The sequence below is a fragment of the Sphingobacterium sp. DR205 genome (genome assembly GCF_011064245.1).
In the GTDB taxonomy this organism is placed as follows: domain Bacteria; phylum Bacteroidota; class Bacteroidia; order Sphingobacteriales; family Sphingobacteriaceae; genus Sphingobacterium; species Sphingobacterium athyrii.
On record NZ_CP049333.1, the window covers coordinates 37,925 to 60,336 of the forward strand.

Below are 22,412 nucleotides of genomic sequence, written 5' to 3' on the forward strand. Positions count from 1 at the left end.
GATATATTTATTGTGAAAAGGCCCATGCGATAAGCATGGGCTTTTTTATTGAAATAAAATTTGGACTGATAATTGCATAAATGTTTCAAATAGATGTTTAACATGAAACGTACTTTAATAGTAATCCTTTCTGTGGTGATGGCAATTTCAATGTCCGCATGTTATTCCACCCATCATGGGCATAGACATGGGCGTGGACCAAAAGGTATGCCTCCAGGTCAGGCAAAAAAATATTATGGAGAACAATCAGCTAAAGATTTTGCTCCGGGACAACAGAAGAAAAAGAAACATAGACATTGATCTCGCTGAATTTCACTTTCGCTGAAAATTTCGCAATCACAAGACAAAAAAAGAGCTTTCATTACCATGAAAGCTCTTTTTTTGTTCCGTTAGAACGACCTATGCAAATGGATCTTTATCTGCAGGAGGTGTTGAAGGTGCAGGAGGCGTTTGTGAATTTCCAAACGGATCATTGTTCCCCGTATTTTGTGCTGGTTGTGAACTTCCAAAGGAGTTATTCGGTTGTGAAGAACCAAATGGATCTTGTGGCTGATTGAATGGATGGTTTGTCCCGCTTTCAACGGCCTTTGGATCCGGACCATATTGATTGGGACCTTTGTCACCTTCTAAAATCTCTAAATAGAATAGGTAGATTCCACCTACAAATGGGATTAATGATACAAATATAAACCAGCCGGATTTGTTGGTATCATGAAGTCTTCTTACGGTAACAGCTAAGGCAGGGATCAATAGCGCCAAATAGACGAGTCCCATAATGCCGTACACTAGACCCCCCAATATATCACTGATCGCAGATAGAATGGCTCCAACAATGCCGAGTGCAAGCATTAAAACAATCACTGCTAGTATAAACATCCAGTATTCTTTACGGCGAGCCCTACCCTCAAAATTAGCATAGTTGTCTCGAACAACTTTTAAAAAAATTTCTTTCAATTCCATAATTTTAAGAATTTTAGGTGAAAAATATGTGTTAGTAAATCAATTGTTAACACAATTATGTTACAATAAATGTACCAAGAATTTATCTGGGAAAACAATTATTATAGCTATATAAGTGTCTGAAAATAGCGTCTTTGTCGAAACTTGAACAAGCAACAAGTATTTATTTAGGTGAAAATGCCTGTTAATCGGTTCTGAGTAAGAAATAGACAGCTATTTCGAAGGAGAATCTAAGGACAGATGTTTTATCTAAAAATCTCTTCCAGAATATACAGCGACTTTATCTCCTTGAAATTTGTGCGATGAAGGCGGTAGAAATCCAATAATTTTTCCAATAAAAATTGCCTGTCTGTACTGGACATTCTGATACGGTCACAATTTGAATATTCAGCTTCAGTCAGGCTCCGAAAAATTGATGTGTGGGGTTCCTGAAGCACGAATGGATGTTCCGGCAGTAGATTTGAAAACGTTGCTTCATGTAGGTTAAAATAAGGAAGAGCTCGTTTGGAAACCGTTGGATAAAATCCAAGGAATCGCGTTAGTTTGATTAAAAATACCAAGTGAAAATTGGCCAGGTTGAGATGTGTTTCGTCTAACCAGCGGACAGACTGATGGATGAATTCAAATAGATAAGGATCACTTTCTTGTTCTTTCAATATTTTGTACAATATTTCATTTAAGAAAAGAGCTAATGAACTTTTTATAATATCGTAAGGTATTTCCTGTAATACTGGTGTCTGCCGGGCTTCGGAAATACGCTGTAGTGAGCCATTGTCCTTATGCGTTGCTATAATTTCAAGTAGATGCAGAGGCTGTAAGATATTGGCTTTGATTTTGGCCTTTGGCTTACGTGCGCCGGCAATAAGGTATGATTGCATACCAAAGGATTCGGTATATATCTGTGCAACGAGGCTGCTTTCCGAATAATTCGTTGTTTTTAAGACGATACCTCTAGTTTTGTTCAGCATCCCCTTCCTTTTCTTTTTTATGAATTTCCTCCTTATGAGCCTCTTCACGCATTTCAATAAGTGCATCGCGGTCCACTTTCCGAATCATTCGATAGATTAATGTCAGGATACCAATACCGAATGTAATAACTCCGATGATCATGGCTAACTTGTACCAGTTAGATCGTTGCTCCATGAGGTAATAACCTAGGATAACGAACAACGTGCCGATGATTATTTCTCTTAGGCCCTTGCGAAGATATTTGTTCATAAATGTGAATTGTTGAAAACTATTTTTGTTTACAGAGCAAATATAATACAATAAAATGCTTTATTTTTGCCCATACCGTTCCTGTGTAGAACTATTTTTAAAAATAATTCCCATAATGTTGTTGCTTATCTAAAAAAAAATATAGATATTTGCAAACTCTTTGCAGAGAGTGCAAAGGATTAACATATTGTAATAAAGACAACAAAAAAGATAATATCATGTCAAGAATTTGTGATTTAACAGGCAAAGCGGCGTTAACAGGAAATAACGTTTCTCACTCAAACGTTAAAACTAAACGTAAATTCTATCCAAATTTACAAACTAAACGTTTTTACATTCCAGAAGAAGATCGTTGGATTACGTTGAAAGTATCTACTTCTGCTATCAAGACCATCAACAAGAACGGCATTACAGCTGCGATCAATAAATTTATCGTTAAAGGATCAATTTAATATTGATTTATCGCCTGTTACATTAAGATTATTCATGAATTTCAATCCTATATTAGGATTCAAAATAAAGTAAAACAATGGCTAAAAAAGGAAATAGAGTACAAGTTATCTTAGAATGTACTGAACACAAAGAAAGTGGTCTTCCGGGAATGTCTCGTTACATCACTACTAAAAACAAAAAGAACACAACTGAGCGTTTGGAGTTGAAAAAATTCAATCCAGTATTGAGAAAAGTTACTGTTCATAAAGAAATTAAGTAATTCACCCATTCTTAGCACTTGCAAATAGCGGGCTGAGTAAAAATATTTAAATACCATGGCAAAGAAAGCAGTTGCATCGTTACAAAAAGGTGGCGGTAAAGAATTTACAAAGGTTATTGTTACTACTAAATCTGCAAAAACTGGCGCGTATACTTTCAAAGAAGGTATGGTTCACAACGATAAAGTGAAAGACGTGCTTGCAGAAGCTCAAAAAAATAACTAGTAACATTTTCCTTTTTTAAAGTTTTTCTTTAAAAAGAATTCGATAAAAATAGCCGTTTTGGTATCCTACCGAAAGGGCTTTTTTTGTTGAGGACATTTGTTTATATTTGGACATCAATTTTCACTAAACACTCCATGGGATTATTTGATTTTTTTAAGAAAAAACCGCAAACACAAGAAGAAGAGCAAGCCTTAGACAAGGGGTTGGAAAAAACCAAAGAAGGATTTCTTTCCAAGATAACGAAAGCTGTAGTGGGTAAATCTACTGTAGATGACGATGTGCTTGATAATTTGGAGGAGGTTTTGGTTACTTCTGATGTGGGGGTTACGACGACTTTAAAAATCATAGACCGCATTCAAGCGCGTGTTGCCCGAGATAAATATGTCTCCACTTCAGAGCTAAACAATCTACTGAAAGAAGAGATTCAGACCTTACTTGCCGAAAATAACAGCTCAGATTTTGAAAACTTCAATTACGGAGATCATAAACCTTATGTCATTATGGTCGTCGGAGTGAATGGTGTTGGTAAGACGACAACAATAGGCAAACTTGCCCACCAGCTCAAACAAGCTGGAAGTAAAGTCGTGTTAGGCGCCGCAGATACATTTCGTGCCGCAGCAGTGGATCAGCTTAAGTTGTGGGGCGAGCGTGTTGGAGTGCGCGTTGTGGCACAGGCAATGGGGTCGGATCCCGCTTCGGTCGCTTATGATACGGTTAAGTCTGCTGTTGCTAATGGGGAAGATGTCTGTATTATTGATACCGCAGGGCGTTTACATAATAAGGTTGGTCTAATGAATGAATTGACCAAAATTAAAAATGTCATGCAAAAAGTCGTTCCCGGCGCTCCACATGAAATTTTGTTGGTCTTAGACGCTTCTACAGGTCAGAATGCCATAGAGCAATGTACCCAATTCACACAAGCGACAGACGTAAACGCTTTGGCGCTGACGAAATTGGACGGAACAGCGAAAGGCGGTGTCGTCATTGGGATATCTGATCAATTTAAGATTCCTGTGAAATACATTGGTGTAGGCGAAAAAATTGGCGATCTCCAATTATTTAATAAAAAGGAATTTGTAGACTCCCTTTTCAAATAGAAAATTAAAATTATTGTCAGAAATAAGGTTGTCATCCTTTGCTTAGGAATGATTGATCAGCCCTTTTCTTTTCTCGACAAACCCTTCTAATCATATGAAGACAAAATATACGAAATCTGTCCCTTTGATCAATAAACCACGTGTCAACGTCGTTACTTTGGGCTGTTCGAAAAATATTCACGATAGTGAAGTGCTGATGGGCCAACTGAAAGGTAATCAGATGGAAGTTGTCCATGAGGCCTCCAATATACAGGAAAATGACATTGTTGTCATCAATACCTGTGGCTTTATTGACAATGCCAAACAGGAGTCTATTGATGCAATCTTACAATATTCAGAATTAAAGGACCAAGGTAAGATCAATAAGGTGATTGTTACCGGATGTCTTTCGGAACGTTATAAACCGGAACTGCAAGCTGAAATTCCGAGTGTGGATGCCTATTTCGGGACAAATGATTTGCCTGATTTACTCGCTTCTATCGGAGCGGACTATCGCCATGAATTATTGGGCGAACGCTTATTGACGACTCCTTCCCACTTTTCTTATTTTAAGATCGCAGAAGGTTGTAACCGCCCTTGTTCATTCTGTGCAATCCCATTAATGCGCGGTAAGCATGTTTCCAAATCAATTGATGACTTGGTTAAGGAAGCGAAATTTTTGGCATCAAATGGAACCAAGGAATTAATTTTAATAGCGCAAGATTTAACCTATTATGGATTGGATATCTATGGGAAACGTAATCTTTCAGACCTGATGCGTCATTTGTCCGATGTAGATGGTATTGAGTGGATCCGTTTACAGTATGCCTATCCTTCTGGTTTTCCAATGGATATTTTGGATGCAATGAATGAGCGTTCAAATATCTGTAATTACCTGGATATGCCATTGCAGCATATCTCAGACCCAATGTTGAAGTCTATGCGCAGAGGGACAACCAAACAGAAACAGATCGACCTTGTCAATGCGATCCGGGATAAAGTGCCTGATATCGCGCTGCGTACGACATTAATCTGTGGATACCCCGAGGAGACGGAGCAGGATTTTCAAGAGATGTTGGAATGGGTGGAGGAAACTCGTTTTGACCGTTTGGGCTGTTTTACCTATTCCCATGAGGAAAAGACCCATGCGCATACCTTGGAGGACAATGTTCCACAAGAAATAAAAGAAGAACGGGTTGAGGCTATTATGGAGGTTCAACAAGGAATTTCTTATGATATTAATCAATCGAAAGTGGGCAATACATATAAGGTATTAGTCGATCGTGTGGACGGAGATTATTTTATAGGGCGAACAGAATATGATTCTCCGGAAGTGGACAATGAGGTCTTGATTTCAGCGGCGGATTCCTATGCGCGGATCGGTGATTTTGTTCAGGTAAAAATCGACCGTGCGGAAGATTTCGATCTCTATGGCGAAATTGTCAAAAAATAATACTCGGTTGACCGATAAAGGTCAGTAAGAATATATGCAGGAGCCTCCCGAAATACAAGGGAGGCTCTTTTTTTAAACAGTCTTTTTTTTGACTCGTAATTTTTCATTGGGGCGTCAATGAGCTTGCTAGGCTTGGATTATTGGTTAGGGAGAATCTTCTGTGGAGATATGTCGCTGTTGATGCCGGAGAAAGTATCAGGGTTTTATTTGGACATTTGTCAATAGAATGATATAATTTAAAAGTGGAATGAGCTTTTTATTAAAAATCAGTATTTTGTCCGCTCAAACTAAATACATTTGTATATCGTACAATAAGCATATATGAAAGCAACTTATATCGAATATAGTGAGACAAATAGTTTCTCCAAAACATTGTTGGCCTATCTGGCTCATGACGAGGCGCTGAAACCGTTTGTTGGACACTGGCCTACATTTGAAGGTTTTGAAAAGCAATTGCACGAAAAAAAACATTTTGACCACCGTGGCATTCTCGTGGAGCGCTTAAAAGCTCAATATACGACATTGTTGCCGGGTTCTCCCGCCGTCGCCAAAAATATAGATTTGTTGTTGCAGGAGAATACCTATACGATTACCACGGGCCACCAACTGAATATCTTTACGGGGCCCTTGTACTTTATATTTAAGATCATGACGGCAATACGTCTGTCCGAAGACTTACATGCCAAACATCCGGACAAAAACTTTGTACCGGTATATTGGATGGCTACTGAGGATCATGATTTTGAAGAAATTAATCATACGAAAGTCTACGGAAAGAAAATTGCCTGGGAAATACCTGCGGTATCGGCTACAGGACGGATGGATACTAGTTCAATTGTCGATGCAGTAAAGCAATACACTAACATCCTTGGTCTTTCTGACAATTCTGCTAAGCTCACAGCTATTGTGGAGCAAGCATACCTGAAACACTCGAGGTTGGCTGACGCAACACGTTATATGGTAAACGAACTTTTTAAAGCCTATGGTCTTTTGATTATTGATGCAGATGATAAAGCACTGAAGGAGTTATTTAAACCGATTATCAAAACGGATATTTTATCCGAAAATAGCTTTAAAGCCATCACGGAGAGGTCTAAAGAACTGGAATCAAAGGGTTTTTCTACACAGGTGCATGCGCGGGAAATCAACTTCTTTTATCTGACCGATGAATTTAGAGAACGCTTGGTTCTGACTGCAGACGGCCGATATGAGGTGCTGCATCAAAATATATATTTTACCAAGGAAGAGCTGGAAAAAGAAATAGATGCCCATCCTGAGCGTTTTAGTCCAAATGTAGTGATGCGTCCAATGTATCAGGAAGTTATCCTTCCCAATTTAGCCTATATCGGTGGTGGAGCTGAAATGGTCTATTGGATGCAACTGAAATCTAATTTTGATCAGTACAAAATAGATTTTCCCATCCTGATTCCGCGAAATTCAGCGATGATTACCGAAGATAATGTGGCCGCGAAGCTTTTTCGTGTTGATCTAACCTTCAAAAGCATCTTTCGGCCAGCAGAGGTTTTGAAGAAGGAGTATGTACGCCGTCATACCAAGGAAAGATTAAACCTTAATGATGAATGGATGGAACTGAACGCGATCTTTGGAAAGATAAGATTGCGCACTCACAAAATCGATCCAAGTCTGGGACCCAGCACCGAGGCGATAAAAGCTCGCTTGAAAAAGGCGATGAACAACCTGGAAAAAAAGTTGATGAAAGCAGAAAAACGAAACCATCAGCATGCATTGGCAGATATAGACAATGTAAAAGAAAAGCTCTTTCCCGGAGGGGGACTACAGGAGCGATCGGAAAACTTCGCCTTGTTGTATGTAAAATATGGTGATAACCTCTTTCGAGATCTTTATAAATACTTTAATCCCCTGGATTTTAAATTTACAATCTTATATTAAAGTCAGTGTTTCACTGACTTTTTTTATAATTAATCCCCTCTGTCTTTTCTTTTTGCTTCGTTATTTTTCCTTAATTCGTTTTGTGGTGCTTTGTTTATAATTTCATAATATTTCGTTTAGCTTCTGTTAATACTGTCAGAGTAGTTTTGTTGCCATATTACAACCAACAACTAAATGAAAGAAATATTACTTACGACTTGTGCCATTGCGATAGGAACAGGTTTGTATGCGCAAACAACCCAGGCAGGATTTTCCGGAAAGATTACGGACGAGAATAACAAAGGCGTTCATGGGGCTTCAGTAGAGGTTCGTAACGAATCGACAGGTTTTACCACCAAAACATCGACCAATGCCAATGGCGATTTCAATTTTAAGGAGCTTCCATTGGGAGGCCCGTACATCATTAAAGTGACTTATATCGGTTATGGAGAGCAGGTTCGTTCGGGCTTTACGCTAAACCAAGGGGATATGATCCGGTTAAACATTCCGATTCAGAATGCTTCAAATGTACTGGAAACAGTTGAATTGACTGGTGTAAGCACCCTCAAGAATAAAATAGAGAACTTGGGTGCTGCAACAGCGGTTACAGCCCGGGATATTGCGAAACTACCCGTCAATGGCCGTAATTTTACGTCTTTAATGGATCTATCTCCATTGAGCAAGGGCGATAATATCGGTGGTCAGCTCGGGTCTTCTACCAATTTTACCATTGATGGTATGAACGCGAAAAACCCGACTTCTGCGGGTTCGACAACAAGCCGGAGTGGAGCGCCTTTTTCGATCTCTATTGAAGCAGTACGGGAGTTTAAAGTTGTGACCAATCAATATGATGTGACTTATGGGAGAGCCGGAGGGGGTACAGTCAGTGCCGTGACAAAACAAGGAACAAATAAGACACAGGGTAGTGCCTGGTTATATTCGCGAGCAGACTGGTTGTCGAGTCCTTATGATATTCGGGGAAACAAACGAAGCAACGATTTTTCCACTTATCAATATGGCTTTACTTTGGGTGGTCCCATTATAAAAGACAAACTCCATTATTTTGTTGCCTGGGATCATCAGCAAGACTCCCGTCCCTTGATTATTGCTGACATCAACTCTGAAGCCGATGAAAAAAGATTTAATGTTACAAACGCGACATTGGATGAATTTGTCAATATCGGGCGGAAAAAGTACGGATTAGGAAACGAACGCCAATATGGTGCTTTTGACAAGAAAAGAGGCTCCGATGCGATTTTTGGACGTATTGACTGGCAAATCAATGATAATAACTTATTGACAATCCGTAATAACTTTACAAGTGACAACAATAAGCTTGGGCTTCAAGACAACAAACCAATTACTTTATATGAATCTTACGGGAATGACAAGAATATCGACAATAGCCTACTGGCTACTTTGCGTACCACTATTTCCCCTAAGGTAACCAATGAGTTAAAAGTACAACATCTTTATACCTATCAGAAAAGTAGTCCGGGAGACCTTTTACCCGGCCAGAATATTCCACGTGCAATTGTAGAAGATGCGATCTCCAAAGTTGCCGGGGAAGATAAAAAGACCACATTGCAATTGGGCGGGCATCGTTTTGCGCAGGAATCCTTTAAAAATAATGTATTTCAGCTTGTCGATAACATCTATTACAGCACCGACAATATCAATTACACTTTTGGTGTGGACCTGATGTATACCCATGCAAATTCCATTTACGGAAGTGAGGTCAATGGTCGCTTCCATTTTAGACCAAGTGATGGAAAAACGGCTATGCAGAACTTTGACGACATGAAGCCATATGCTTACTATCGTGAAGTTCCTTTGATGAGTGATCCAGCAGTGGTCGGTAAGATATTCAATGCCGGTGTGTACGGGCAATTACAAACTAAATTAGCACAAGGATTGGATTTGGTAGCTGGATTGCGACTGGATTATGGTCATTATCCAACCTCTCCATTAAACGAAGAATTGCTAAAAGAGGTCGGAGTACGTACAGATCATAAACTGAAGTCTTTCGTTATCCAGCCTCGTTTTCAAATGACATGGGATGTAAACGAAGAACGTAAAGATTTCTTCCGAGTGGGGGGAGGTATATTTGCTTCGGATATCAATAACTATATGACGATCAATAACCTTACTTTCGATGGTAAACACTTTGCTACTGTTGATGTTCGTGGGGCTGATGTACCGACACCGAATTTTATTGACTACCGAAAAGATCCTTCTTTAGCGCCTACTTTGGCTCAGTTCCAAGTACCGACCATCAATACGTATGGTCCCGATGCCAAAATCCCGGTCGTGTATAAAGCCAATGTATCTTATACACACTTTTTTACAGAAAAATTAAAAGCGAGCGTTTCGGGATATATGAATTTGGGACGCAATAACTATATGTACGTAGATCGAAATATGGTACAGGATCCTTTCTTTAGATTAGCTAATGAGGATAATAGAGGCGTATTCGTTCCTGCGGCATCCATCGTTGATGGGGCTCCGGATTGGAAAAAAGGACGGATTTCAGATAAATTTGGCCGAGTTTTGGAATTGAATTCTGAGGGCAAAGTCAATCAGTTTGCTGTCGTCCTAGATGCGAGCTATCAGTATTACAAGGATGGAACGATCTCGGTTAGTTATACCTGGAACGATGCAAAAGACAATACTTCCTTCAACGGGAATGTGGCCAATACGGCTACCTTATCCCTAGCGGTGAAAGATGATCCTCGCGATTTGAGCAAAATGAGCTATTCGAACAATCAATTCCGTAATAAGATAGTTATTTACGGAACTTTGCCCACATTTTACGGGGTTAGTGTCGGCGTTCGCTACTCAGGTATCGGCGGGACACGGTATAGTTTACTCGCAGGCGGTAACATTAATGGAGACTTTGTCGCCGGGGATAATGATTTGGCCTTTATCTTTGACCCGAATAACCCGAACACTTCAAAACAGCTGGTTACCGGACTCAACAATCTGTTGAATAACCCAGAAGCGAGTCAGAGTCTTAAAGATTATATCAAGGAATATCAGGGTAAAATAGCAGAACGTAATGGTGGGGTGAATGGTTTTTATGGTTTGATCGATCTCCGAATTGCTAAAAAATTCAATTTATATAAGAACCACGCATTGGAGATATCGGGCGATCTTTTCAACGTTGCCAACTTGTTTAAGAAAACTTGGGGCATAAATGAGTCTCTAGGCAATCAAAATCTATATGCGTTAGGCGGCAAAGATGCTGCCGGGGAAAAGCTGATTCCTTTTGATGTTGCCAAGCAGCAGTTTAATTACAATGTAAACAATTCTGGTATCGTTACCCCCTCCGGCAATCCATACCAATTCCAGCTGGGCTTACGTTATTCTTTCTAAATAGTTTAGAAAAGCAGGACACGGCTGTCTGACTAGATAGCCGCACCTTTTGAAATTGAATCAAAAAATAACAATAAAGGGGCAAATGTCTGACGTAATATCAGGTTCAGATACAAGGAAGATCAACAAATTAGAAAAAAAAGAGATTCAATAGCTGTATCCTGATGGAATTTGAGTTTCAAAAAGTGATGAATGCCTTAAGCATTCATCACTTTTTCTTTTGGAAGGAATACTTCTGCCATCATATGGCGGACACTACCTCCGCCACAGGTTTCAATAACATGTAAATCCTGATGGATGATTTTTCCATGCTTTTCCAATTGTGCCGTTTGATAAAGGGTCAATGAGGATAATGCTTTATCGCTTAATACGATAAAACGGTTGCCATATTTATTTCTGACCTGGAGGCAGTTTGCCGCAAAATTTTCCAGTTGGTTTTCGTTGATCTCGATGATTTCTTTTCCAGTTTCTTTTAATTTCTTTAAGAGTGCCTCGCGCTCAGATGAATCATCAATTGCAGCTGGGCATAAGATCGCAAAATCTTCTCCCACTGCCAATACCACATTGGTATGATAGATAGGTCTGCGTTCGCCATTGACTGTCTGAAATGCATGAAAGACGATCGGGGTGTAATTTTCCGTTCTGCAGTATTCGTCCAACATGGTGCGGTCCGCGCGTTCCGACAGCGCACAATAAGCAATACGGTGTGTTCGGTCCAGTACAAGGGCCCCGGTTCCTTCTAAATATTGTCTGTTATTTTCGGCCTCACTTAAGTCTTTAATCAACTTTACATAGTAACCGTTTTGTTTCAATGGACCCTCAAAATCCAATAAATGCTCTTTTCGACGGTTGGGGGCAAACATCGGATAAAAGATAATTTTTCCGTCCTGGTGGAAAGAGACAATATTGTTCGGAAATATACTGTCCGGGCTTTCCGATTTTTCATCGTCCTGAATGACCGTCACTAAAATGCCGTGTGATTTTAATTCATTGACAAGGGCATCAAATTCACTTTGTGCCTCCCTATTTACATCTTCACCGCTTAAGTTTTCAATGTCCTTTTGAAAAAAATTATTGACTGCGGTCTGCTCATTTTTGCGGAAGACAGAGGGTCTTACTAGGAGTACACTGTCTGTTACCTGTTTTCTCATGATTTATAATCGTTACTTCGCTGGTTTATATTTGTTAAAAAGAATGATATGCTTGTTTTATGAGTCCCATTGCAGTAAAAGCCCGATTTCTCTTTTCGATTTTCAGCAATGCTGCACTATGCGTGAAATCCCTTTGAATCATTGAACAGTGTCAGAAATCGCTTTACAATTGGTACTTATACTAATGTATTGAAAAATCGGCGCCATTGCAAAAGAATATCTTCAATCTTTCATTTTTTATTATTCTGTTAAGTTATCTTTGATTTGTTTGGTATATTTTCAACATGAACTTTGGTTGTTTGTTTTTATTTGAATTTTAATGCATATAGGACAATCGATTGCATATCTGCGCGTTGTTAAAACTGACTTTTTATACACTTTTTTGCTTCGTTTTCAGTCATTTATTTTGCTATCTTTGCTCATCCAAAAAACGACTGTTTATAAGAGAGTTAATTACCTAATTATTATGTCGCTAACTGTCTATAAGCGTTAACTTTTTGCACACATGAGCAATATACACTTCCAAGAAAAATTCGAAAGTCGCCACAATGGCCCAAGTCCAGTTGAAGCGAATGAAATGTTGGCCAAATTGGGCGTAACGTCAATTGACCAGCTAATCGACCAAACGGTCCCTTCTCAAATCCGTGCCCCAAAACCTTTAAATCTTCCAAAAGCATTGTCTGAGGTTGCCTATTTAAAGCGGATAGCGGAAATTGCAGAGAAAAATAAAGTTTTTAAATCTTTTATTGGTCAAGGATACTATGACGTGATCCTTCCAGGTGTAATTCAACGCAATGTGTTTGAAAATCCGGGATGGTATACGCAATATACTCCTTACCAGGCGGAAATTGCACAAGGTCGTTTACAGGCACTGTTAAACTTCCAGACCGTTATTTCTGATTTTACTGGATTGGAAATTGCAAACGCTTCATTATTGGATGAAGCTACGGCTGCAGCTGAAGCTATGTTTATGCTTTACTCAGCGCGTAAAAACAAAGAAGCAAATGTATTCTTGGTTTCTGAAAATGCCTATCCACAGACGATAGATGTATTGAAAACGCGTGCCTTATCTTTCGGTATCGAGCTGAAAATCACAGCTATTCAAGAATCGGAATTGACAGACGACGTTTTTGCTGCATTCGTGCAATATCCAGCGGCAGACGGTTCAATCGTTGATTACAAATCATTTGCTGATGCAGCACACGGTAAAAACATTACGGTATGTGCTGCCGCCGATCTAATGAGCTTGGCGCTGTTGACTCCTCCGGGAGAATGGGGGGCAGATGTTGTTGTCGGTAACTCACAACGTTTTGGTGTGCCGATGGGATTCGGAGGTCCACACGCGGCATTCTTTGCTACACGTGATAGCTTCAAACGTAATATTCCCGGACGTATCATTGGTGTAACTTCTGATTCCAATGGAAAGTATGCCTTACGTATGGCTTTACAGACACGTGAGCAACATATCCGTCGTGATAAAGCTTCTTCCAATATCTGTACGGCGCAGGCTTTATTGGCTATTATGGCCTCTTTCTACGCTGTTTACCATGGTCCCGAAGGAATTAAAAATATTGCATCCCGTATCAATGCTTTAGCAAGTTTATTGGATCAAGCATTACAATCATTGGGTTATGCCCAATTGAATAAAGCGTACTTTGATACCCTCCGTGTGGATTTAGGTGCACATGCGGGCGCATTAAAATCTGAGGCGTTGAACAATGAGTTGAACTTCTACTACAACGGTTCACAGGTTTCCATTGCTATCGATGAGACAACAACTTATGAAGATATCAAAACAATCGTAAAAGTGTTTGCAAAAATTCAGGGCAAAACATTGAACGATGTAGATTTCGATACCTTAGAAGAAAACTTAGGTTCTTCGATCCCTGCTGAATTGGTTCGTACCTCAGCGTACTTAACTCATCCAAACTTTAATAGCTACCATTCTGAACATGAAATGTTACGCTATATTAAATCATTGGAAGCAAAAGATTTATCGCTTTGCCATTCGATGATCCCATTGGGTTCATGTACCATGAAATTAAATGCCACAGCTGAAATGACCCCTGTTACCTGGGCGCGATTTGGTGGATTACATCCATTTGCACCAGCAGATCAAACTTCAGGTTATATGCAGATGATCGGTGAATTGAACGATTGGTTGTCTGAGATCACAGGTTTTGCTAAAATGAGCTTCCAGCCGAATTCAGGAGCACAGGGTGAATACGCAGGGCTAATGGTTATCCGTGCTTATCATGAGAGCCGTGGCGATCATGGTCGTAACATCTGTTTGATTCCAGCTTCTGCACACGGTACTAACCCTGCATCGGCTTCAATGGCTGGTTTGAAAGTGGTCGTGGTAAAATGTGATGAACTTGGAAACATTGATATTCCAGATCTAAGAGCAAAAGCGGAAGAGCATGCTGCTCATCTGAACTCGTTAATGGTGACTTATCCATCTACGCACGGTGTATTTGAAGAATCAATCATTGAAGTTTGTGAAATCATCCATGCCAATGGTGGCCAAGTATATATGGATGGCGCAAATATGAATGCGCAGGTAGGTTTGACAAGCCCAGGCCACATTGGTGCTGACGTCTGTCACTTAAACTTGCATAAAACATTCTGTATTCCTCACGGTGGTGGTGGCCCTGGTATGGGACCGATCGGCGTTGCTAAACACTTAGTGCCTTTCTTGCCTAATCACCAAGTTGTTTCAACATCCGGAGAAGAAGGAATTACGGCAGTTTCTGCTGCGCCATTTGGTTCAGCATCAATCTTGATCATTTCCCATGCCTATATTTCGATGATGGGTGGTGAAGGCCTGACCAATGCTACACGCACGGCAATTCTAAATGCAAACTATATTAAGGCGCGTTTGGAAAATGCTTATCCAGTACTTTATTCAGGTAGCAATGGACGTTGTGCACACGAGATGATCCTTGATTGCCGTGGTTTCAAAAATGTAGGTATCGAAGTTGCTGATATTGCAAAACGTTTGATGGACTACGGTTTCCATGCACCAACAGTTTCTTTCCCTGTTGCAGGCACATTGATGGTTGAGCCAACGGAGTCAGAATCTAAAGCTGAATTGGATCGTTTCTGTGATGCATTAGTTGCTATTCGTCAGGAAATTGCTGCAGTGGAGGCTGGAGAAGCTGAACAGGCAAACAACGTGTTGAAGCATGCTCCGCATACAGCGGCAGTGGTTACCGCAGATGAGTGGGATAGACCTTACAGTCGTCAAACGGCTGCTTATCCTTTGGAATATGTGAGAGAGCGTAAGTTCTGGCCTTCAGTAGGTCGTGTAAACGATTCTCAGGGAGACCGTACATTGATCTGCTCATGTCCTTCGATCGAAGAATATGCTGAGGCGTAACCGTCTTAAAAAAATATAAAATAAAATAAGTTCTATAGATCGCAGAAAGTCCGGACATCCCGTCCGGACTTTTTTGATGATCAGATTATGGTAGAAACAAACCGGGTGTGCATCAGGAATGATTTCGTGAAAAGTACTACAGGAACGGAAAGTTATTGTACCAATTTAAGTTATAATTACCCTAGAGTCGTATTTTGGAAGTATATTTGTGTTGAAACATTTCGATATGAGGATAACATTAACATTTAATCTTTTTGTTGCTGCGGCATTGATTACATCTTGTGCGGGCAATAAATATGCGAAGACCGAGAAAGTATATAAAAATCAAGCAAAGGAGTTCTCTAATTTATATCGCGCCTCTCCCGTAACGGGACAGCTGGAAAAAGTAAATGTCAAAGATCAGCAGTGGATTGCCTCCATCAATTTTGGTATCCGGAAGCCTAATTTTGTGGTAATTCATCACACGGCTCAGGATTCTCTCGGGCAGACCATTCGTACCTTTCATTCCGCAAAAGCAGGAGTAAGTTCACATTATGTTGTCGGTAGGGACGGTAAGGTGGTGCAGATGGTGAATGATCTGTACCGTGCGCATCATGCCGGTCTGGGTAAATGGGGAAATAATACCGATCTGAATTCTTCATCCATAGGTATTGAACTGGATAATAATGGGACAACGGATCCCTGGACGGATGCGCAGGTAAATGCGTTGATACAGCTATTGACTTATCTAAAGAATACCTATAGCATTCCGCAGGCAAATTTCATCGGTCATATGGATCTTGCCCCTACACGTAAAAATGATCCGTCAAGATTCCCTTGGAAAAGGCTGGCCGATCAGGGGTTTGGCTATTGGTATGAAGAATTTTTGGAAACACCTCCTGTTGACTTTAACCCAAAAATGGCTTTACGTATTATTGGTTATGATGTCAGTAATCTAGACGCGGCAATAAAGGCATTTAAGATTCACTATATCCAACAGGATGTGAATACCGCATTTTTGGGCGAAAACGATCTAAAGATTTTGTATTCCATCTATAAGAAATACCTATAGTGATCTCTTGAACAGTATAAAATGAGGGGAGCAATTTTTGATAGAATTGCTCTTTTTTATTTGCAGGGCTAGCAGCCCCTAGCGCTACTATTATCGTGCCGTTGATGGAGTATGGGCGTTATCTTACTTTTTGTATTTGTCCAAATAGGTTTCAAATACACGTTGATAGATTAGCTTGAACCAAGGTGTAAATTTCTCCGGGAAGTGCGTGATTTCGTCTTCGATCTCCTGTTGACCCATATACTGTACGGCGGCGACTTCTGCCGGATTAAAATCAGGCTCTCCACTGAATTTTCCAATCAGGACATGATCAAATTCATGTTCGGTAAGGCCATTGTCAAATCGGGCACTGTATACAAATGAAAAGGCATCATATAGCGCCGTTGCCTCAATCTGGAGCTCTTCTGTCAGGCGTCTCGCTGCAGCATCCAGATTGCTCTCCCCGAGGCGTTGATGCGAACAGCAGCTGTTTGTCCAAAGCCCGCCACAATGGTATTTATCCAGGGCCCTTTGCTGTAGGAGAAGCTGATCCCGATCATTAAATAAAAAAACACTAAATGCCCGATGCAACAAGCCCTTTTCATGGGCTTCAAATTTTTCCATGCTGCCAATCACGGCATCATTAGTATCAACGAGTATTACATTTTCTTGCTTCATAAGGACTGGAAATAAATATAGTCCAATTTAACTAAATTGGACTATATAATAAATTAATTTTTAACGAAGTGTATGTTATACGGTTTTTACAAATTTCTCGTCGTAATTTTCAATATCAATGATGTATCCGTTCTTGATCAAGAAATCAAATAGAGGTTTTGCCTCTTCGGAAACAGGCATATTTTGCGTGGTAATGATTTTATTTTCCTTTTTCAATAGGTAAGGATACGCGTAAAGCTTTACATTTTTATTGAACATGCCGGATATGTACGATAATAGCTCATTGGTGTACAGCTCTTTATTGTAGTTGTCCGAATTAAAGATGTTCTTTAAGTTATAAACGTTTGTCGCAATTCCGATATTCTTAGGTTTAAAGTTGCTTATAAACTCAGCGAGATGATTATTTCTACGGAAGTTGCTGACGATAATGTTGTTGCCTGTGGCACATAACTCATCTGCTCTTGATGCGAATTCTTGGAGATCTTCATCTGTAATTTCATGCGTATCCTCTAGCACATTCCCCATCAAAACCTCGATCAAAACAATGGTGTCACTATCCGTAGCCCCTGTGTTTTTCTTAAACTGTTCGACGGCAAGGTTAAACAGGTCGAAGTTAGGAAGTGATTTCTGACGGTATTTTGTGCGGAGTAAGATGATGTTCTTTTTGTATAAATAATCCTTGATCTGTACCGCTTTACCATCGGGTTGGAAAATAGCCGCCTTAGCGAAGCCTTTGGCAATGAGATATAAATTAATCAAGCGTTGGTTGACATTTTCAAAAAGAGGGCCATTTAACTTAACCAGATCAATTTCGACAGATCCTATGGATAAGTTATCGACCAGGGATTCAATCATGGTCTGCACATCTTCTGCATAATAGTAGGCTGCAAACAACAAATTCACACCGATAATGCCCAATACTTTTTGTTGCAGCTGATTGTCGCTATCCAAGAGTCTGATGTGAACAATAATATCGTTTGTAGGCCCGCCGACCTCGTGCTGAAAACGGAGACCAATCCATCCATGGGGTTCATTTGTTTTGGTGAAATTCAGCGTGGTGACAGTGTCCGCAAAGGCAAAGAATTTTTTATTGCAATACTTATCGCCGTGCAATCGTTGGGTCAGCAAGTCAAATTCATGGGAAAGCATCTTCTGTAAACGAGTTCTGCTGACATATCTGCCGTCTTCTTCTTCACCGTATATGGCATCGCTGAATGCCATGTCATAAGCTGACATTGTTTTCGCAATGGTACCTGATGCAGCGCCTGCATTGAAAAAGTTACGTGCGACTTCCTGTCCAGCACCGATCTCCGCGAAGGTTCCGTAAATCTCGGGGTTTAGATTTATCTTCAGGGCCTTTCGCTTGGTTTCAAAAATTTCTCTTGCCATGGCACAAAGGTACAAAAATCAAAAGTCTAGTGAAAATTAAAGTATGAACGGAAAAAACAGAATAAAATTAGGCTTGTTTTAAAACAAGCCTAATTTATTAAAAGCATAGAACAATGCACTGCTATGCAGGGCTTGGCTAAATTTGTTGTCCAGCAGCATGGCTTTTGCTTCCTTAAGCGGTATAAGGAAAACGTCGATCTCCTCGTGTTCATCCAGTTCCTGTTCCTGAACTTTCTGTCCTCCGGTCATGAGATAGGTATACGTAACATTTCCGCTTGTTGCCGGATTGGCATAGAGCGTAGCGATCTCTTCGATTTTTTCAAACTGATACCCTGTTTCTTCGAGCATTTCCCGTATAGCGGCTTCTTGGGGATTTTCACCCGGCTCCATTGTGCCAGCCGGAATTTCCAAAGAAAGGATCCCTGCTCCATGACGGTATTGCCTGATTACCAATAACTCGTTTTGTGCCGTAATCCCGACCATGTTGACCCAATCTGGATATTCCAGCACGTAATAATGGTCGTTGATGCGTCCATCGGGCAGTTCGCATGTATCCCGCCGTAATGTCGCCCAGGGCTCTTTGCAGATATATTCAGATGATAGTAGTTTCCACTTCTCCATTTAACCAACAATATCTTTCATCATGCGGTCCACTTTTTCTTCCAATATATGTTGAAGATTCAGATAGTCCTTTTTATCCTGAAGTATCCCCTTAACGGAGCAATAAAATTTGATTTTGGGTTCCGTACCTGAAGGTCTTGCCGAAATCACGTCACCATCGGTCGTAATGAATTGCAGGACGTCCGACTTGGGAAGTGTAATCTCTTTCTTATCTCCTGTTTTCATGTCAGTAGCTTGGGAAAGTTGATAGTCCCGAATTTCCTTGACTTCGATTCCGCCGAGTTTCGTTGGTAAATTTTGACGCAAGCCGGCCATCATAGCCTGAATTTCCTCGGCTCCGGCTTTTCCTTTTTTCGTTAAGGAGATCAGTTTTTCTTGATAGCAGCCAAATTCCTGATAGATCTCCAACAATACGTCATAGACAGTCTTGCCTTTTGATTTAAAATATGCGGTCATTTCAGCCAGGAAAGCACAGGAATTAGGCGCATCTTTATCTCTGACCAGGTCACCGACGAGGTAGCCATAACTTTCCTCTCCACCGGCTAGATATTGGGCCGAATCCCCTAATTTTGTGATCAGTTCGCCAATATATTTAAAGCCAGTAAGGGTTTCATAATGCGTTACATGATAATGATCGGCAATATCAGCCTGAAGGTTGCTGGTTACAATTGTTTTAACGATATATGGGTTTTGTCCCAATTGTTGTAGGTCACTTTTTGCACTCAATACATAGTAGATTAGCAAACTGCCGATCTGATTACCATTGAGTAACTGAAATTGTCCCCGGCTGTTTTTAACGGCGATTCCGACACGGTCAGCATCGGGGTCAGTGGCCAAAACGAGATCCGCGTCAATCTCTTCGCCTTTTTTCTTCGCCAAGGCCATGGCATCCTCTTCCTCCGGATTTGGATAGATCACCGTTGGGAAATTTCCATCCGGTGTTGCCTGCTCGGTGACTACCGTAACGTTTTCAAAACCCCATGATGCGAGCATTTTGGGTACAATTGTAATTCCTGTACCATGGATCGGAGAATAGACTATTTTTAAGTCTTTCTGTTCCCGCATCGCCTCGGGGTGTATGCTCAATGCCTTATTGGCATCAATATAAATCTGGTCAATTTCTTCACCGACAGGGATAATATTTTGGCTATTTCCTTCAAACTGAATATCCTTTACAGAGGCGATTGCATTGACTTCATCGATCACATTTTCATCATGTGGGGCAGTCAATTGCGAGCCGTCGTTCCAATAGGCTTTATAACCATTGTATTCCTTCGGGTTATGTGAAGCCGTTAACATGACGCCGCTCTGGCAACCAAAATGGCGGATGGCAAAAGATAACATTGGTGTAGGACGTAATTCGTCAAAGAGATAAACCTTTATTCCATTTGCAGCAAATACCTGGGCTACAAGGTGGCCAAAAGATTGCGAGTTGTTACGGCTATCGTATGCTACGGCTACCTTGATTTCCTGATCAGGAAATTGCTTTTTAAGATAGTTCGATAAGCCCTGTGTCGCTTTTCCAATCGTGTATTTATTCATGCGATTGGAGCCAACGCCCATAATTCCTCTTAATCCTCCAGTTCCAAACTCGAGATCCTTGTAGAATGAATCAATCAGTTCCGTTTCTGCCTGATCATCTATTAACTTCTGAACCGCACCTCTTGTTTCCACATCATAACTTGAGGTTAACCAATCGTCGATTTTCTTTTGTATGTCTTTATCTAAATTTTCCATTATTGTAAAATATGGCTAAATATAAAAAAATCTTTTAGGCATCACAACCCGCATATGCGCGATCAATGACAGTAATGTACCATTTTTCACCTTCTTTGGTTATGTGAAAAACAAATGGTTCTTCGCTTTCATTGGAGGTCATTATCGCGCGATAACTTCTGATTTCTATATTTCTTAATCGTTTTAATTCGTTACCCGTAATTTTTGCGTCTAAAATCTCATTCATAAACTTGGCTGTTTGTGACAGTTCATTTGGGCGGGATTTTTTGTCATAAAAAAAACCGAGTTTATCCCATTTCATTGTGCCGCAGTCAAAAACGGGAAGCTTTCCAGCTTTTAAAGGTCCTTTGTAACTCAGTTTTTCATACGAGTGATACTCTGGCACCGGTTTGGCAAAGCTAAAATTGTTTTGGTGCACATACGAGTCCAGTGCCCCCGGGCGATAGATGATATAGATACCTAATTTGGGATGTATATAATTATTGATTGTTTTGCTGTCTTGATCAATATACGCTTTGGCTATTTTTTCCAAAACTTGCTCTAATGTTTCTGTATCCTCTTTTTTGACTTCCTTTTCGAGCGTGTCGGGTTTGCTTATCGTATCTAAGGGGATAGAATCTTGGGCAATTTTTACGGCCTTGTCTTCCTTTTTATTGTTTCTACAGGAGAATACACCTATCGAGATACAGACCAGAACAAAGAAAAAGAGATTTCTCATGTTGTTTTTATTTTTTTTAATACTATTTTTTTGAAGTCAAGTTATCTATGATCGACTTTAATATTGACCTTGTCGAAGGCAGCCACCATTGGACGAGGATTTCTTGAATAGTTTCTTCTCTATTCTCGCGCAATTTAAGAATTATTTCTTTTCTGAAGTTCAGTTTGGAGGTCTGCCAGGTCTTTTGATTAAACTGTGAGATCTGTTTTATTTTCTTTGCTGCGGTATTAAAAAGCATGTTTGCCGGAACGACATCATCCACTAAACCTTGTGCTTTGGCTTCATCTGGAGTTAAGAGTTTTCCCTCAAGCAGGTTTTGATACGCAGTCCGTTTTCCAATCCAAAAAGCATACAGTTGAAAAATGCTTTCGGGAACAATCAACCCAACGGGTATTTCATTGAGCCCGATGACAAAATTACCCTCGGCCATGATCCTATAATCGCAGCATAGGGCAAATACGCAGCCTCCGGCAGGACTATGACCGGATATGGCCGCAGCGATTGGTTTTGGAAATGACGCCAATAGCGAGGTAGCCTCCAAAAAAAGATTCCAAAATTCCCTGATTTGATCCTCATTATAGCCAAATAAGGTGATGAGATCAAGCCCCGCACTGAAAAAGTTCTCTTTACCAATAAGAATTGCGCCGTGAACGGCGTCGTTTTCCCGATTTATCTCCAACGTCTCTATCAGCTCTTTCAGTAATAGCGTATCGATAGCGTTTGACTTTCCTCGATCCAGAAAAATGCTTAAAATATGGTCTTCTACTTGGGTTTTGATATGCTCCATAATGAGTTTATTTAA

General features: G+C 40.3%; 20 protein-coding genes. 10 read left to right on the forward strand and 10 right to left on the reverse strand.

Features of this window, described 5'->3' with window-relative positions:
- Positions 1 to 102: 102 nt before the first annotated feature.
- A complete protein-coding gene (locus G6053_RS00220) occupies positions 103 to 300 on the forward strand; it encodes a quinol oxidase subunit 4 (RefSeq protein ID WP_108635502.1) in 198 nt (65 codons plus the stop codon).
- Between the two features lie 99 nt (positions 301 to 399).
- Here G6053_RS00220 and G6053_RS00225 read toward each other — a convergent pair whose 3' ends face one another.
- From G6053_RS00225 to G6053_RS00235, 3 genes are all read right to left on the reverse strand, one after another.
- Entirely contained in the window at positions 400 to 960 is a 561-nt protein-coding gene (locus G6053_RS00225; RefSeq protein WP_165305142.1) for a DUF805 domain-containing protein, read from the reverse strand.
- Between the two features lie 245 nt (positions 961 to 1,205).
- A complete protein-coding gene (recO, locus tag G6053_RS00230) occupies positions 1,206 to 1,928 on the reverse strand; it encodes a DNA repair protein RecO (protein ID WP_108635377.1) in 723 nt (240 codons plus the stop codon).
- The gene (locus G6053_RS00235) at positions 1,912 to 2,103 is read right to left on the reverse strand and encodes a hypothetical protein (protein WP_165305143.1); all 192 of its coding nucleotides are present in this window, start codon (positions 2,101 to 2,103) and stop codon (positions 1,912 to 1,914) included. The genes recO and G6053_RS00235 overlap by 17 nt, the downstream gene beginning before the upstream one ends.
- Before the next feature lie 293 nt (positions 2,104 to 2,396).
- Here G6053_RS00235 and rpmB point away from each other — a divergent pair, with 293 nt between their 5' ends.
- From rpmB to G6053_RS00270, 7 genes are all read left to right on the forward strand, one after another.
- Positions 2,397 to 2,630: a 50S ribosomal protein L28 gene (gene rpmB, locus G6053_RS00240; RefSeq protein WP_046672597.1), complete on the forward strand. Its 234-nt coding sequence runs from the start codon at positions 2,397 to 2,399 to the stop codon at positions 2,628 to 2,630.
- 77 nt (positions 2,631 to 2,707) lie between these two features.
- On the forward strand, positions 2,708 to 2,890 hold the full coding sequence (gene rpmG, locus G6053_RS00245) for a 50S ribosomal protein L33 (RefSeq protein WP_002998409.1): 183 nt from the start codon (positions 2,708 to 2,710) through the stop codon (positions 2,888 to 2,890).
- A 55-nt stretch (positions 2,891 to 2,945) separates the two neighbouring features.
- The gene (locus G6053_RS00250; protein WP_104384714.1) at positions 2,946 to 3,113 is read left to right on the forward strand and encodes a DUF4295 domain-containing protein; all 168 of its coding nucleotides are present in this window, start codon (positions 2,946 to 2,948) and stop codon (positions 3,111 to 3,113) included.
- 134 nt (positions 3,114 to 3,247) lie between these two features.
- Complete coding sequence (ftsY, locus tag G6053_RS00255) at positions 3,248 to 4,210, forward strand: signal recognition particle-docking protein FtsY (protein WP_077436836.1); 963 nt, start codon at positions 3,248 to 3,250, stop codon at positions 4,208 to 4,210.
- A 94-nt stretch (positions 4,211 to 4,304) separates the two neighbouring features.
- Positions 4,305 to 5,642, forward strand: coding sequence for a 30S ribosomal protein S12 methylthiotransferase RimO (gene rimO / locus G6053_RS00260; RefSeq protein ID WP_108635375.1), 1,338 nt, complete (start codon positions 4,305 to 4,307; stop codon positions 5,640 to 5,642).
- Between the two features lie 321 nt (positions 5,643 to 5,963).
- Complete coding sequence (gene bshC, locus G6053_RS00265) at positions 5,964 to 7,553, forward strand: bacillithiol biosynthesis cysteine-adding enzyme BshC (protein ID WP_165305144.1); 1,590 nt, start codon at positions 5,964 to 5,966, stop codon at positions 7,551 to 7,553.
- A gap of 174 nt (positions 7,554 to 7,727) precedes the next feature.
- Positions 7,728 to 10,907: a carboxypeptidase regulatory-like domain-containing protein gene (locus G6053_RS00270; RefSeq protein ID WP_165305145.1), complete on the forward strand. Its 3,180-nt coding sequence runs from the start codon at positions 7,728 to 7,730 to the stop codon at positions 10,905 to 10,907.
- Positions 10,908 to 11,104: 197 nt separating this feature from the next.
- On the opposite strand, the gene G6053_RS00275 is transcribed toward G6053_RS00270, so the two are convergent.
- Positions 11,105 to 12,058, reverse strand: coding sequence for an arginine deiminase-related protein (locus G6053_RS00275; protein WP_165305146.1), 954 nt, complete (start codon positions 12,056 to 12,058; stop codon positions 11,105 to 11,107).
- A 505-nt stretch (positions 12,059 to 12,563) separates the two neighbouring features.
- On the opposite strand from G6053_RS00275, the gene gcvP reads away from it, so the two are divergent.
- Together gcvP and G6053_RS00285 are read left to right on the forward strand one after the other, a co-directional pair.
- Positions 12,564 to 15,437, forward strand: coding sequence for an aminomethyl-transferring glycine dehydrogenase (gene gcvP / locus G6053_RS00280; RefSeq protein ID WP_165305147.1), 2,874 nt, complete (start codon positions 12,564 to 12,566; stop codon positions 15,435 to 15,437).
- A 226-nt stretch (positions 15,438 to 15,663) separates the two neighbouring features.
- Complete coding sequence (locus tag G6053_RS00285) at positions 15,664 to 16,488, forward strand: N-acetylmuramoyl-L-alanine amidase (RefSeq protein ID WP_165305148.1); 825 nt, start codon at positions 15,664 to 15,666, stop codon at positions 16,486 to 16,488.
- Positions 16,489 to 16,611: 123 nt separating this feature from the next.
- On the opposite strand, the gene idi is transcribed toward G6053_RS00285, so the two are convergent.
- The 6 genes from idi to G6053_RS00315 all read right to left on the reverse strand — a co-directional run bounded on the left by idi (position 16,612) and on the right by G6053_RS00315 (position 22,397).
- Entirely contained in the window at positions 16,612 to 17,145 is a 534-nt protein-coding gene (gene idi / locus G6053_RS00290; RefSeq protein ID WP_165305149.1) for an isopentenyl-diphosphate Delta-isomerase, read from the reverse strand.
- A 75-nt stretch (positions 17,146 to 17,220) separates the two neighbouring features.
- Positions 17,221 to 18,534, reverse strand: a complete 1,314-nt coding sequence (locus G6053_RS00295; RefSeq protein WP_108635368.1) for a nicotinamide mononucleotide adenylyltransferase — start codon at positions 18,532 to 18,534, stop codon at positions 17,221 to 17,223.
- A 78-nt stretch (positions 18,535 to 18,612) separates the two neighbouring features.
- Positions 18,613 to 19,155 (reverse strand): NUDIX hydrolase, encoded by a 543-nt coding sequence (locus tag G6053_RS00300; RefSeq protein WP_108635367.1) that lies wholly within the window; start codon positions 19,153 to 19,155, stop codon positions 18,613 to 18,615.
- Positions 19,156 to 20,892 (reverse strand): phospho-sugar mutase, encoded by a 1,737-nt coding sequence (locus tag G6053_RS00305; RefSeq protein ID WP_165305150.1) that lies wholly within the window; start codon positions 20,890 to 20,892, stop codon positions 19,156 to 19,158.
- 34 nt (positions 20,893 to 20,926) lie between these two features.
- A complete protein-coding gene (locus tag G6053_RS00310; protein WP_165305151.1) occupies positions 20,927 to 21,610 on the reverse strand; it encodes a hypothetical protein in 684 nt (227 codons plus the stop codon).
- A 22-nt stretch (positions 21,611 to 21,632) separates the two neighbouring features.
- A complete protein-coding gene (locus G6053_RS00315) occupies positions 21,633 to 22,397 on the reverse strand; it encodes an enoyl-CoA hydratase/isomerase family protein (protein ID WP_108635364.1) in 765 nt (254 codons plus the stop codon).
- Between the last annotated feature and the right edge of the window lie 15 nt (positions 22,398 to 22,412).

Excerpts from the sequence above, each read along its gene's own strand:
- G6053_RS00220 (WP_108635502.1), top strand. The coding sequence starts at position 103 with ATGAAACGTACTTTAATAGTAATCCTTTCTGTGGTGATGGCAATTTCA.
- G6053_RS00225 (WP_165305142.1), bottom strand. The coding sequence starts at position 960 with ATGGAATTGAAAGAAATTTTTTTAAAAGTTGTTCGAGACAACTATGCT.
- recO (WP_108635377.1), bottom strand. The coding sequence starts at position 1,928 with ATGCTGAACAAAACTAGAGGTATCGTCTTAAAAACAACGAATTATTCG.
- G6053_RS00235 (WP_165305143.1), bottom strand. The coding sequence starts at position 2,103 with ATGGAGCAACGATCTAACTGGTACAAGTTAGCCATGATCATCGGAGTT.
- rpmB (WP_046672597.1), top strand. The coding sequence starts at position 2,397 with ATGTCAAGAATTTGTGATTTAACAGGCAAAGCGGCGTTAACAGGAAAT.
- rpmG (WP_002998409.1), top strand. The coding sequence starts at position 2,708 with ATGGCTAAAAAAGGAAATAGAGTACAAGTTATCTTAGAATGTACTGAA.
- G6053_RS00250 (WP_104384714.1), top strand. The coding sequence starts at position 2,946 with ATGGCAAAGAAAGCAGTTGCATCGTTACAAAAAGGTGGCGGTAAAGAA.
- ftsY (WP_077436836.1), top strand. The coding sequence starts at position 3,248 with ATGGGATTATTTGATTTTTTTAAGAAAAAACCGCAAACACAAGAAGAA.
- rimO (WP_108635375.1), top strand. The coding sequence starts at position 4,305 with ATGAAGACAAAATATACGAAATCTGTCCCTTTGATCAATAAACCACGT.
- bshC (WP_165305144.1), top strand. The coding sequence starts at position 5,964 with ATGAAAGCAACTTATATCGAATATAGTGAGACAAATAGTTTCTCCAAA.
- G6053_RS00270 (WP_165305145.1), top strand. The coding sequence starts at position 7,728 with ATGAAAGAAATATTACTTACGACTTGTGCCATTGCGATAGGAACAGGT.
- G6053_RS00275 (WP_165305146.1), bottom strand. The coding sequence starts at position 12,058 with ATGAGAAAACAGGTAACAGACAGTGTACTCCTAGTAAGACCCTCTGTC.
- gcvP (WP_165305147.1), top strand. The coding sequence starts at position 12,564 with ATGAGCAATATACACTTCCAAGAAAAATTCGAAAGTCGCCACAATGGC.
- G6053_RS00285 (WP_165305148.1), top strand. The coding sequence starts at position 15,664 with ATGAGGATAACATTAACATTTAATCTTTTTGTTGCTGCGGCATTGATT.
- idi (WP_165305149.1), bottom strand. The coding sequence starts at position 17,145 with ATGAAGCAAGAAAATGTAATACTCGTTGATACTAATGATGCCGTGATT.
- G6053_RS00295 (WP_108635368.1), bottom strand. The coding sequence starts at position 18,534 with ATGGCAAGAGAAATTTTTGAAACCAAGCGAAAGGCCCTGAAGATAAAT.
- G6053_RS00300 (WP_108635367.1), bottom strand. The coding sequence starts at position 19,155 with ATGGAGAAGTGGAAACTACTATCATCTGAATATATCTGCAAAGAGCCC.
- G6053_RS00305 (WP_165305150.1), bottom strand. The coding sequence starts at position 20,892 with ATGGAAAATTTAGATAAAGACATACAAAAGAAAATCGACGATTGGTTA.
- G6053_RS00310 (WP_165305151.1), bottom strand. The coding sequence starts at position 21,610 with ATGAGAAATCTCTTTTTCTTTGTTCTGGTCTGTATCTCGATAGGTGTA.
- G6053_RS00315 (WP_108635364.1), bottom strand. The coding sequence starts at position 22,397 with ATGGAGCATATCAAAACCCAAGTAGAAGACCATATTTTAAGCATTTTT.